Annotated in this window: 11 protein-coding genes; 10 read left to right on the top strand and 1 reads right to left on the bottom strand. The window is 53.0% G+C overall.

Annotated features, from left to right (window positions below; all coding sequences use genetic code 11):
* The first annotated feature begins 14 nt into the window (after positions 1-14).
* Together NSS79_RS06780 and NSS79_RS06785 are read left to right on the top strand one after the other, a co-directional pair.
* Positions 15-962: an ABC transporter ATP-binding protein gene (locus NSS79_RS06780; protein ID WP_342438760.1), complete on the top strand. Its 948-nt coding sequence runs from the start codon at positions 15-17 to the stop codon at positions 960-962.
* A complete protein-coding gene (locus NSS79_RS06785; protein ID WP_342438761.1) occupies positions 959-2,101 on the top strand; it encodes an ABC transporter permease in 1,143 nt (380 codons plus the stop codon). The genes NSS79_RS06780 and NSS79_RS06785 overlap by 4 nt, the downstream gene beginning before the upstream one ends.
* Before the next feature lie 154 nt (positions 2,102-2,255).
* Here NSS79_RS06785 and NSS79_RS06790 read toward each other — a convergent pair whose 3' ends face one another.
* Positions 2,256-3,257 (bottom strand): lipoate--protein ligase, encoded by a 1,002-nt coding sequence (locus tag NSS79_RS06790; protein ID WP_342438762.1) that lies wholly within the window; start codon positions 3,255-3,257, stop codon positions 2,256-2,258.
* Positions 3,258-3,481: 224 nt separating this feature from the next.
* On the opposite strand from NSS79_RS06790, the gene cobD reads away from it, so the two are divergent.
* The 8 genes from cobD (at position 3,482) to NSS79_RS06830 (ending at position 12,415) form a co-directional block, all read left to right on the top strand.
* Complete coding sequence (gene cobD, locus NSS79_RS06795; protein WP_342440312.1) at positions 3,482-4,576, top strand: threonine-phosphate decarboxylase CobD; 1,095 nt, start codon at positions 3,482-3,484, stop codon at positions 4,574-4,576.
* A gap of 1,055 nt (positions 4,577-5,631) precedes the next feature.
* Entirely contained in the window at positions 5,632-6,588 is a 957-nt protein-coding gene (locus NSS79_RS06800; protein WP_342438763.1) for an adenosylcobinamide amidohydrolase, read from the top strand.
* Positions 6,589-6,625: 37 nt separating this feature from the next.
* The gene (cbiB, locus tag NSS79_RS06805) at positions 6,626-7,585 is read left to right on the top strand and encodes an adenosylcobinamide-phosphate synthase CbiB (RefSeq protein WP_342438764.1); all 960 of its coding nucleotides are present in this window, start codon (positions 6,626-6,628) and stop codon (positions 7,583-7,585) included.
* A gap of 25 nt (positions 7,586-7,610) precedes the next feature.
* Complete coding sequence (locus NSS79_RS06810; protein WP_342438765.1) at positions 7,611-7,817, top strand: hypothetical protein; 207 nt, start codon at positions 7,611-7,613, stop codon at positions 7,815-7,817.
* Positions 7,818-7,876: 59 nt separating this feature from the next.
* Entirely contained in the window at positions 7,877-8,623 is a 747-nt protein-coding gene (locus tag NSS79_RS06815) for a histidine phosphatase family protein (RefSeq protein ID WP_342438766.1), read from the top strand.
* Positions 8,624-8,778: 155 nt separating this feature from the next.
* Complete coding sequence (locus NSS79_RS06820) at positions 8,779-10,233, top strand: PLP-dependent aminotransferase family protein (RefSeq protein ID WP_342438767.1); 1,455 nt, start codon at positions 8,779-8,781, stop codon at positions 10,231-10,233.
* A gap of 15 nt (positions 10,234-10,248) precedes the next feature.
* Positions 10,249-11,238 (top strand): D-alanine--D-alanine ligase, encoded by a 990-nt coding sequence (locus tag NSS79_RS06825; protein WP_342438768.1) that lies wholly within the window; start codon positions 10,249-10,251, stop codon positions 11,236-11,238.
* Entirely contained in the window at positions 11,231-12,415 is a 1,185-nt protein-coding gene (locus NSS79_RS06830) for an aminotransferase class I/II-fold pyridoxal phosphate-dependent enzyme (RefSeq protein WP_342438769.1), read from the top strand. The genes NSS79_RS06825 and NSS79_RS06830 overlap by 8 nt, the downstream gene beginning before the upstream one ends.
* The last annotated feature ends 141 nt before the right edge of the window (positions 12,416-12,556 follow it).

Below are 12,556 nucleotides of genomic sequence, written 5' to 3' on the forward strand. Positions count from 1 at the left end.
GAGTAATCCAATGTATGGAGCATGAGAACTTTCTTTCTGTAGAAGGATTAAGCAAAACATATGGTGAACTGCCCGCAGTAGACAATGTAAGCTTTTCGGTTCGCAAGGGAGAGGTATTCGGGTTGCTCGGACCCAATGGTGCCGGTAAGACGACTACCATAAGAATGCTGTGCGGTCTTCTCAAAGTGGATTCAGGCCGTATTACTGTAAATGGAATCTCCATGTCTTCCGGCTATGAACGTGTAAAAGGGATGATAGGGTTGTGTCCGCAGGAAATCGTCATCTGGGAGCTGCTTACCTGCCTTGAACAATTGAAATTTGCCGGTATGGCCTACGGGCTAAGTTCCAGGGCAGCCGGTAATAAGGCAGAAAGCCTGCTGCAATCGCTTGGACTTTGGGAGAAAAGAAATAAGCTTGCCAAGACGTTATCAGGCGGAATGCAAAGGAGACTCAATATCGCACTGGCACTTGTCCATGACCCGAAGCTGATTATTTTGGATGAACCTCAGGCAGGGCTTGATCCCCAGAGCAGAATACTCGTACGTGACTTCATCAGACAGCTAGCACAAGAAAAAACGGTGATCCTCACCACACATGATATGGATGAAGCCGACAGACTTTCAGACAGGGTGGCCATCATGGACCATGGGAAGGTGCTTTTGATAGACACTCCTGAGAAGCTCAAGGCAAAATCCGGGGAGGGAGAACTTCTGCAGCTACGGGTAAATGGGGTAAGCGCAGATTTGGCCCATCAAGTCCTGAAGTCGATGCCGGATGAATGTACAGAGCGAACCTATTCGGATGGATTATTTTTGCTGGGGGCGGGTGGAGTTCTTGAGCTTATTCCGAAGGTGAACCAGAGATTGCAGGCTTTTAACATACATATAGAGGATATGACGATCCGGAAGCGGACGCTTGAGGATGCATTTATTGCTGTGACTGGAAGGGGGCTGCGGGAATGAGACTGGCGGCTTCGGTTACCAAATCCTTTAAGGAAAACATAAGGGATTGGAAAGTTCTCGCGATGGTTTTGATGTTCTCTCCGTTCTTTTTAGTACTGATGAACCTTTTTTACGGGGGAGGGCCTACCACCTATCATTTAGGCGTTCTGAATTTGGATTCAGGCCACGCGTCCATCGAATTAATCAGCAATCTGGAGAATATGAAGGGGCAGGACAACTCACAACTATTTAATGTAACCGGTTTCGGTGGCGAGGAGCCATTAAGGGCAAAGATTAAGGAAAAGGCGATAGATATAGGAATCGTGATCCCAGAAGATTATTCTGACAAATTAGGCAGCAAGGCTGCCGGGAACAATGCAGACCCTGCTCAAATAAACTTTTATGGAAGTATGGGAAATATGCGATATCCGGTTGCGGCGGTATGGGTGGCAGATGCTGTAAGCAAACAGGGGATGGATGCAGCGAAAATAATATTGCCCGCAAGTATAAATGAAACTTTTCTGGAGAAAAAACAGCCGTTGAACGAATTTGAAGGTTATGTTCCGGGTTTAATCTCTTTGGCTGTTTTAATGATCCTGTTTACAGCTACAGCTTCCATTGTAAAGGAAAATGATAAGAAGACACTTATAAGGTTGAAGCTCAGCCGTCTTGGAGCCTTCAATTTCCTTGCCGGTATATGTATTACGCAAGCCATCGTAGCAGCAGGGGCCATTGTTCTGTCCTACTGGACCGCGCTTGGGTTAGGCTACAGACCGGCAGGAGGATTTGGCGCCATCCTTGTTGTTGGGATCCTGTCGAGCTTTTCCATGGTTGCTATAAGCTTAGTGGTAGCAAGTTTTCTGAATACCGTTTTTGATGTTTTAACTGTCGGCTGTTTTCCTTTCTTTATTCTAATGTTTTTTTCAGGGAGTATGTTCCCCCTGCCGAAGATGAGTATATTTACAATTCACGGGCATTCCTTTGGGATCACAGATTTATTGCCGCTTACGCATACCGCCAATGCTTTTAATCACATTTTGAACGATGGAGCAGGCTTACATGAGGTATGGTTTGATTTCATAATGATTGCGCTGCTCACCGTAATATATTTTGTAACAGGACTTTTGCTGTACCAGAAGCGTAAGCTTTCCAAAGCATAACTGAATGTGAAGAGAGGAAGGAACGCGCTGGAAACCGCTGTTTCATTAAAAAACCAGCCAGACTCCGGTTAATGGAGATTGGCTGGTTTCTATTTCTCGCTGAAACGGTACCGTCCTAAAAAAGGACGGCAAAGCCGTTTCCACTTGCGAAAAGCTATTCTTCCAGGAAAATAAGCCCGATAAAGTCCTCCGGCTCAATGCGGCCGAAATAATGCTTCAGATCGAGCCCGGACAGAGCGTCTCTGACCTCAGCTTGTTCATAACGTTTGCCGCGCAGCGCGTTCTCTACGTCTGCCACATCGCCGACGCCGAAGAAGTCACCGTAAATTTTGATCTCTTGAATAATGGAGTCTTCAATATCCATGCGGATATCGACAAGTCCTGCCGGGAATTTGCGGGTATGCTTCACATTGCTTTTCGGCGACAGGCCGTAGTTCCAATCCCAGTTCTGGTAATGCTCCTTGGAAATTTCATTGATCCGCACCCAGTCATCCATGGTCAGCTTGTACTGTGGAACCTCGGAAGGCTCCATGCCAAAGATGGAACGCAGCAGGCCTTCGCGGAATTCCTCAATCGTCATTTCAGTGCCGAGCAGCTCCTTAATGTTGGCCACCCGGCTGCGCACGGATTTGGTGCTCTTGGATTTGAATTTCTCCGGATTGACATTGAGCGAAGCCTGCACATCATCCAAATTGAGGTTGAACATCAAGGTTCCATGGCTGAACATACGTCCGCGTGTGGAGAATTGGGCATTTCCGGAGATTTTTTGCTCGCCGACCTGAAGGTCATTGCGCCCGCTAAGCTCGGCATTTACACCCATGGACTGCAGATAGTCGATGACCGGCTGGGTGAATTTGAGAAAGTTATGGAACGACTGTCCGTCGTCTTTGGTAATGAAGCTGAAGTTGAGATTGCCGAGATCATGATAGACAGCCCCGCCGCCGGACAACCGCCGCACGACCTGGATGTTGTTGTCTTTTACATACTCATGGTTGATCTCTTCAATCGTATTCTGGTGTTTGCCGATGATGATGGACGGACTGTTGATATAAAAGAGCAGATAGCTTTCGTCCATCGGCAGGTTTTTAAGCGCAAACTCTTCAATCGCCAGATTAATCGATGCGTCTGTGATTCCTGTGTTATCGATAAAAAGCATAGTGTATTCCTCCGCTTAGGCATGATTAACTACTGCATTTATTCTAAACTAAAAGCTTGCATTTCACAAAATAGAAAACATTCTTCATATAAGCAGCGGTGTGTGCTGAAGAGCCCAACTGTGCATTCACTGGTGCCGGGGCATTGACGTACTCTTGGCAAAGGGGCAATAATTGGGTCAATGAAGAACATACCCGCGAGGAAGATCAGAGGGAGTGCAGAACTATGCTTGAAAAATATGGCCACGGCGGTGATTTGCTGACAGCAGCGGAACTCTATGGGGTGGGGGACGGCCTGTTTCTTGATTTCAGCGCCAATATTAACCCGCTGGGCCCGCCGCCCGGCGTGCTTGAACTGCTGCGTGATTCCAGGCAAGCCGTCACGGCTTATCCCGATCCCGGACACCGCCGATTAAAGTCGCTGCTGGCGGAGAGTCTTGGAGTGGAGAGCAGGTGGATTACGGTGGGCAACGGGGCAGCAGAGTCAATGGCGCTGCTACTGCTGGCTGCAGCACCGCGCAAGGTGGGGATCATTGAGCCTTGCTTCTCCGAATACCGCCAGCTTGCGGAGCAATTCGGTGCGGAGGTCTTGTCCGTTCAGGGAACGAAGGAGCAGGAATACCGGGCCGGTGTGCAGAGCATCGCCGGACTGCTGGAGCAGGTCGATCTGCTGTTCCTCGGCCAGCCGAACAATCCGAACGGCGTCCAGTATTCGCTGGACGACCTTCGGCTGCTGGCACGCAAGGCGGAGCGCTGCGGGGCCATTCTTGCGGTCGATGAAGCGTTCATCGACTTCATTCCCGGGGAGCGGCGGCAATCTTTGCTGCCGGAGCTGGCGGGTTACCGTCAGACGGTGCTGATCCGCTCGATGACGAAGTTCTATGCCATCCCGGGGCTGCGCCTGGGATTCACGGTCGCGCATCCCGAGCTTGCGGCGGCAATGACCGCCAAGCAGGTGACGTGGAGCGTGAACGGCCTGGCGCTGCTGGCCGGGGAAGCTTGCCTGCGCAGCGGGCAAGCCTATGAAGCGAACACCCGCGAGTTAATCGCGGAGGAGCGGGAGGTGCTGCGGCAGGGGCTGCTGCAGCTCGGCTGTGCTGTGCCGCCGGGCGAGGCCAACTTCCTGCTCGCCGGCCTCCCTGCGTCATGGAGCGCGCAGGAAATGCAGGCCAGGCTGGGCCGCAGCGGCATCCTGGTGCGCAGCTGCGCCATGTATGCCGGCCTGGGGCACGGCCATATCCGCGTCGCGGTCCGGGGGCGCGACGATAATGCCCGGCTGCTCCGGCAGATGGCGGAGATTATGCAGGGGGAATTTTTATGATCGGCTGGGTTGCATGCTGGATATTAGGCGCGTCGCCGGATTTGATTTGATTTGATGCACCAGTATTCTATTGTATTTTGTACAGTAGAATGGACGTTGAATTGGGCGGAAATTGATTCTATTGTATTCTCTGCAACAGAATTCCCCAAAAAGGTCCATTTACGAGCGATGTGGCGAATTCTACTGTATAGAATGCAATAGAAAGCTTTTCTGGAGTCAAAAGAGTTGGATCTGTTGTACTTTTTGCATTAGAAGTTGAAGGGATTGTTTGATATTTATTCTCTGGATTGGGCGATTGATCAGAGTAAGCTCACCCATCTGCCACATAGTGAAAAGGGTTATTTGGTGGGATATAATGGAATGAAAAGTCCGTGAAAATGATTGGTTACGAGAGCCCGAATAGAATAAATGTAATTTCTGCAACTATCAGGTGCGGCAGCAGGGCGCTTTGAGAGATACCTGTATTTTGTGCAATTAAAAGTAGCCGAAAAGGACATTTCTGCTGAAACCGGGCTGTTTAGATGTACGGAGTGCAACTAAATCAAATTTCCTCCTGAAATGGGGGCTTTTAGTTGTACAGAATGCAGTTATCTCTATAGCTGAGGATGAGAAGAAGTAGGTTAGCTGAGAAGAGGTAGGTTAGAGGAGAAGAAGTACGTTAGCTGAGAAGAGGTAGGTTAGAGGGGAAGAAGTAAGTTAGCTAAGAAGAGGTATGTCAGCTGAACTGTTGTTTGTTCGTAGAGAAAAAGTTTGTTAGATAGGCAAGGTTATTTCTATAAAAAGTCATAGTGATCTGGCTGCCCTTCTATATTTAGCAGGAATCCAACGTTGGTGAAAGTCTTATGTTATTCACTCCTTGTGCAGCAAGGTTTAGGGAGCTCGGCTAGATGGCATGCTTCTTCTTGCCCGCTTTTTGAGTACAATTACAGTAGGAGTTACGGAGCCGCAGTAAGCTGCGAACACGGAGCTGCAATACGAACGAGGTTGAAACTGCAAACAAGGCTGATGCTGTGCATAGAGTTTGGAAAAGAACTGTGAGGGGAGACGGATAGAAGATGGATGAAGTGAAAATCCCTTTTAATCTTACCGGCGGGGAAACTGTGTACCTGAGCAGGGTCTGGCCGGGGCTTGTGCTGGAATGGAAGGAAGGACATCTGCTGCTGGAGTTCCCGGCTGAGGCGGATGGGATTTCGAGTGCGGTGTACGGCGGGGGAATGGGACGTCTACAGCGGGCCGTCAACCAATTTGTCAGTCGTGATTACGAATGCAGCGATCCTGTGCGGGATATGGAGCTTAAATTGTACGAATGGGGCTACCCGCAAGAAGGCTGTGCGGGCCTTATGACCGCTGTGCCGCTGGAGCACGCAGCTGTGATAGAAGAAGATACCGGCTCGGCAGGCATCTTTTGCTGTGTGACGGCCGCTTCGGGCAATGCCGCGCGTGCCGGGGTGGAGCGCCCCGTGCTGGCGGCTTACCGCCCCGGCACGATCAATATTATGCTCGGCATTGACGGACGGCTGACTCCGGCGGCGATGGTCAATGCCGTAATGACGGCAGCCGAAGCCAAAGCTGCCGCCCTGGCCGATCTCGGCGTCACTGATCCCGAGAACGGCCTGATTGCAACCGGCACAACCACGGATGCGATTGTGCTTGCGGTGAGCCAAAGCGGGCGCTACGGCGCGGAGCATGTCTATGCAGGAACAGCGACTGATCTTGGCGGCGCCATTGGCCGGCTGGTGTATGCCGCTGTTACCGGCAGCCTGCAGTCTGTGAAAACTGTACAGCCGGCGCAATCTGTGCAGCCAGCCAAGGTGGAACAATTGGCTGAACCAGTAATCTCGGCTCAAACGGATCAAGTTGTGCAGCACGATTCCAAGGCGCAAGCCATCCAAAGCGCCCCCATGGCTCAAGCTGTGCCACCTGCTCCACTGGCTCAAACTGTGTCATCAGCTCGACTGACTCAAGCTGTGCCATCCGCTCTACAGGAGCAGGCTAGGAAGGGCGGGCAATGAGCAGCCAATTCCTGATAACCCGGCGGGGTGAGCGCCCGTGAGTCTTGCCTTAATATTGCTGGCAGCCTATGTGCTGGACCTGATCGTAGGCGATCCAAGGAGTCTTCCCCATCCCGTAGTGTATATGGGGAAGGCGATTTCTGCGATTGAGCGGCTGATCCGCCGCTTTGTTTCGCAGCCGCGGAGTCTGAAGCGGGCCGGGGTCCTGCTGCCGCTGCTGGTGGCGGGCGGAGCCTGGGGGCTGACAGCACTCCTCGTCGGACTGCTGTCCTGGGTATCTCCTTGGCTCGGCTGGGCAGCCGAGGCTTGGCTGATCTCCACAACGATTGCCGCCAAAGGATTGAAGGAGGCTGGGCTTGCCGTATATGTCGAGCTGCGCAAGGGTGATCATCCCGCAGCGCGCAGGGCGCTGGGGATGATCGTCGGCCGCGATACGGCTGGGCTGGACAGCCCGGAGATTGTCCGCGGCACTGTGGAAACCGTAGCGGAGAATATCGTCGATGCGATTATTTCCCCGCTGTTCTTCGCCCTGCTGGGCGGTGCACCGCTGGCTATGGCTTACCGTGCAGTGAACACGCTGGATTCCATGGTCGGCTACAAGAACGATAAATACCGCGACCTCGGCTGGGCATCCGCCCGGCTCGATGATGTGGTCAATTACATACCGGCGCGAATCACTGCGCTGTTGTTAACCTTATGCGCCTCGCTGCTGCGGCTGGATTGGCGGGGCTGCTGGTGCACCGTACTTCGCGATGCCCGCCTTCATCCCAGTCCGAACAGCGGCTACCCGGAGTCGGCAGTTGCCGGAGCACTGGGCATTCGGCTGGGAGGCGAAAATGTCTATCACGGCATCACTTCGTTCCGGGCTTACATGGGGGACCCGCTGCGCGCTATGGAACCGGAGGATATTATTGTGACCTCCCGGCTGATGCTGCTCTCTTCGGCAATATTCGTCTGCATCTGCTCAGCATTGGCATGGATTTGGATCGGAGGCTGAGCGGAAAGCATGACAGATCTAACACATGGACAAGGACATGGACAAGGACATGGACAAGAGCATGAGCATGTGCGCGAGCAATGGCAAGAGCAAGAACAAAGGCAAGAGCAAGAACAAAGGCAAGAGCAAGAACAAAGGCAAGGGCAAGAACAAAGGCAAGGGCAAGGGCAAGAACAAAGGCAAGAGCAAGAACAACAGCAAGGGCAAAAGCACGGAAAAGAGTCAAAACTAAAACAAGTGCTAGAGCAGGAGATAAGGAAAGAACCAAGGCAAGGGGATGAGAAAGCACAGGTGCTGGCTCCAAAACTGGATCAAGTGCTGCCCAAAGTACTGCCCAAAGTGCTGCCCAAAGTACTGCCCAAAGTACTCCAGCTCCAGTTAGTTCTTCTCCGCCATGGCCATACACAGTGGAATAAGGAACGCCGTTATCTGGGGAGCACGGATCTTCCTCTGCTGCCCGGAGCACGGGAGGAGTTGACTGCGCTCAGGGAGCAGCCTGAACTGCGCGGAGATTTCTGGAGGGTATATTGCAGCGATTTGCGCAGATGCCGGGAGACATTGGCTTGCATCGCACCAGGTCTTGAGGCGTCGTCCCTTTATGATTCCCGTTTGCGTGAGATGAGCTTCGGCACGTGGGAGGGCTGTACTTATGAGCAGCTGCAGAATAATCTCGATTATCGAAGCTGGATTGATGATCCTGCCGAGGTCACGCCGCCTGACGGGGAATCCTGGCAGGCCTTCGAAGCGCGGCTGGACTCGTTTTTAAAGGAACTAAGGCAGGCAGCCGAAGCAAGCGGGGATGAGGCTGAATTAAGCCCGCTCCCTGAAGACAGTACCGTCCAAACTGCCGCTCCGGACCACCACCCTAGTGAAGAGCCGCTGCATTTGCGTGTGCTGCTGGTGACCCACGGCGGTGTAATCCGCCAGCTGCTGGCACGGGCTTTGGAGGACGTGACTTTCCGTACCGCTGCCGCTCCGCCGCCTGGAACGGCGGTAGTACTTACACTGGTACGGAGCGCAGGCAAGTGGCAGTGGTAATCCTTATTCAAAAAAACGTTCAGCCAAACGCATCTGTAAGCACTAGAAGAAATCACATGATGCAGGATAGAACCACACCGGAAGAAAATCCCGGGGTTGTGGTTCTTTTTTTACGCTGGCGACTGTGCCATGATAGCTATGGGGGCGATTGAAGCATGTTTAAGGATTTCAAGCTCATTGCCGGACGTCCGGTATATATTCAGGTGAAGGATTATTTGAAGCATCTCATTCTAAAAGGCGCCCTCCAAGGCGGCCAGAAGCTTCCGTCGACACGCGAGCTCAGCACACTGCTGAAAGTCAGCCGCAATTCGATTATTTCCGCCTATGCGGGGCTTACGGATGACGGCTTTGCGTATACGGTGCAGGGTCAAGGAAGTTATGTTTCGCTTGCTGCCTCTACTGAGAGTGCGGCGGCCCCCTCCTGGACCGTGGACTGGAAAAAGCGGATGAACAGCCGCGCGCTGCTGGCGGAGGAACTGGATATAATGAAGCGCGGAATCCGCGCGGAGAAGGGCACGATTTCTTTTACCAGTATTGCGCCCGATGAGAGCCTGTTTGATCTGGATAATGTAAAGCGGGCCTTTCTGGACCGCATGTCCGTAGAGGGCAACGTTCTGCTGAACTATGGCTATGCCAAGGGGTATAAGCCTTTAATAGACTATTTGCGGCAATATATGGAGCATAAGGGCGTGGATATGCGCGGCAAGGATATGCTGATTACGAATGGTTTTACGGAAGGCTTCGATTTGGTGCTGTCCGCACTTGGCCAGAAGCATGGGTATGTGCTCTGCGAGAATCCGACCCATCATACGGCGATCAAAAATATGCGGCTGAATGGATTTGATATCACTGGAGTAACCATGGAGCGGGACGGCATCCACCTCGGTGAACTGAAACGGGTGCTGGAGGAGCGGGAGTATGACTGCGCGTATTTTTTGCCTTCCTATCACAATCCCACCGGCATCGTCATGTCCCCCGAAAAAAGACAAGGGCTGATGAAGCTGATGGCGGAGTACAAGGTGCCGGTCATCGAGGATGGCTTCAACGAAGAGCTGCGCTATTCGGGTTCGCATGTGGCTCCGTTAATCGCGGCGGCGGGCGGCGGGAACAGCGTCGTCTATCTTGGCAGCTTCTCCAAAGTGTTGTTTCCCGGACTGCGGGTAGGCTGGGTGCTGGCTGATCAGGAGCTGATCTACTATCTGGAAAGTGTCAAAAGAGCCCGCAGTATTCATACTTCAACGCTGGATCAATCCATTCTGTATCAATATCTGCTCGGCGGCCATCTGGAAAAATACCTCAAACGTGCGCGAACGGAATATAAACGGAAATACGAGCTGACGCTGGAATGCTGCAAGGAGTATTTGCCGTATGTTGGGCTGAGCGGAGACGGCGGACTGCATCTTTTTGTAACATTTCCCGAAGGCTTTAGTACAAGAGAGCTGCTGGATGCCTGCCGTGAGCGGGGGGTTATTTTTACAGCGGGGGATATCTTCTTCACGAATGGAACAGGACAAAACACGCTGCGCCTGGGCTTCTCCAGGGTGGCTGACGGGGATATCCGCAGGGGAATTGAAATTATCGGCAGGGCAGCACGGCAACTACTGGGATGAAAAGGGGTTATGGGGATGATAAAAGTAGGCGTAATAATGGGCGGGGTTTCCTCTGAATATGAAGTGTCGCTGAATACCGGCAGAGAAATGCTGAAGCACCTGGACCGGAGCAAATATGAGGTTGTCCCGGTGGTTATTACAGAGCGTGAACAGATGATCGGACAGGTAAAAGGTCTGGATTTCGCGCTGCTGGCCCTACATGGAACCTATGGTGAGGATGGAACGGTTCAGGGGACGCTGGAGACGCTTGGCATCCCATATTCCGGGAGTGGCGTGCTGTCCAGCAGCCTGTGCATGGATAAACATCTGTCCAAAACAATTCTCCGCAGCAAAGGTGTTCCTACGCCTGACTGGCTGTGCTGGGACCGGGCGGAGGATGTTGCGCCGGAAGCCGTGGAGCGGCTCGGTTACCCGGTGATGGTGAAGCCGAACTCAGGCGGTTCCAGCATCGGGATGACCAAAGTGAATAGCTCGCAGGAGCTGCGGAGCGCGGTGGAGAAAGCTTTTGCCGCAGACCAGTCGGTACTCGTCGAATCGTATACCGAAGGTCAGGAGATTACCTGCCCGATCCTCGGCGGAACCCTGCTGCCCGTTATCGGCATCCATGCGCTGGGCGCGGACTGGTTCGATTACAGCTCCAAATATGAGCAGGGCGGAGCCGACGAACGGGTAATTCAGCTGCCTGCCGAGATCCTGGAGCGGGTACAAACAGCAGCGCTGGCCTGTTATCGTGCGCTGAAATGCTCGGTATATGCACGGGTGGATATGCTGCTGAAGAATGGGATTCCCTACGTACTTGAGGTCAATACGCTGCCGGGCATGACCGAAACGAGCCTGCTGCCCAAAAGCGCACTTGCGGCCGGATTCACCTTCAGCAGCCTGCTGGATGAGATTATCGCGGGTTCTCTGAAGGAACGGCGAGCGAATCAGGCAGTCCAAGTAACGCAAGAGGTAACGGAGACGAAGATGGAAGAAGAAAGGCAAGAGGTAGCAGGTCATGCTTAAGGAGAACCGCAAGATGGCAGAGGATTGGATAGCTCCCCGTGTGCGGGAGATTGCGCCTTCGGGCATCCGGGCTTTTTTTGATCTCACTACCGGTAACAACGATATTATATCACTGGGCGTAGGTGAACCGGATTTCGCTACACCTGAGCATGTAAGAGCTGCCTGCGTCCGCGCTTTGAACCGCGGGGAAACGATGTACACCCCGAATGCCGGACTGCTGGAGCTTAGAGAAGAGATCGCCCAATATCTGGGGAGCAGCTTTGGACTGCAGTATCATCCGGCGGACGAGATCATGGTTACGGTGGGCAGCAGCGAAGCCCTTGATCTGGCACTGCGCGCTTTCACGGCTCCGGGTGATGAGATCATCATCCCTTCTCCCAGCTATATTGCCTATTCGCCGATTGCCCACTTAAACGGAGGGAAGCTGGTTGAGGTGGAAGCTACGGCAGAGCAGGGCTTCAAGCTTACAGCGGAAGCGCTGCGTAAGGCCATTACCCCACGCTCGAAGCTGCTGGTAGTGAATTTTCCGAATAATCCTACGGGAGCGGTCATGTCCTATGAGGACTGGCTGCCGATTGCAGAAGTTGTAAAAGAGCATAATCTGCTCGTGCTTTCGGATGAAATCTATGCGGAGCTTACCTATGACAGCACTCATGTTAGTATCGCTTCGCTCCCCGGTATGCAGGAGCGGACGATAGTGATCAGCGGCTTCTCGAAGGCATTCGCCATGACCGGCTGGCGTGTCGGTTATGTCTGCGGGAACCATGAGCTGCTGGCAGCGATGCTGAAGATACATCAGTATACCGCGATGTGCGCGCCGGTGCTGGGCCAGATTGCCGCGATCGAATCCCTGCGCAGCGGGCTGCCCGACAAAGACCGGATGAAGGCATGCTTCCGGCAGCGCAGAACCCTGTTTGTCGAAGGCCTCAGAACCATCGGACTTCACTGCCATCAGCCGCAGGGTGCGTTCTATGCCTTCCCGTCGATCGCTCATACCGGATTGAAATCGGAGGAATTTGCTTTGCGCCTCCTGCGGGAGGCTGGAGTTGCTGCAGTTCCGGGACATGTGTTCGGAAGCGGCGGCGAGGGGCATATCCGCTGCTCCTATTCGACATCCACAGAGAGGCTGACCGAAGCGCTGGAGCGGATGGAAGGGTTTATGAAAGTAAGAATATGAATGTAAACGAAAATGAAAGTGTGAATGCAAGCGTGAATGCAAATGATCATACATGTGAAGAAATTCTCCGCAAGACAGCATTGAAGCTCTGTACCCGGAAGCAGCGGTATAGACAGCTTTCCAAGTGCATGAAGGTAAAAA

Source organism: Paenibacillus sp. FSL L8-0436 (genome assembly GCF_038593025.1).
GTDB lineage: Bacteria > Bacillota > Bacilli > Paenibacillales > Paenibacillaceae > Paenibacillus_AQ.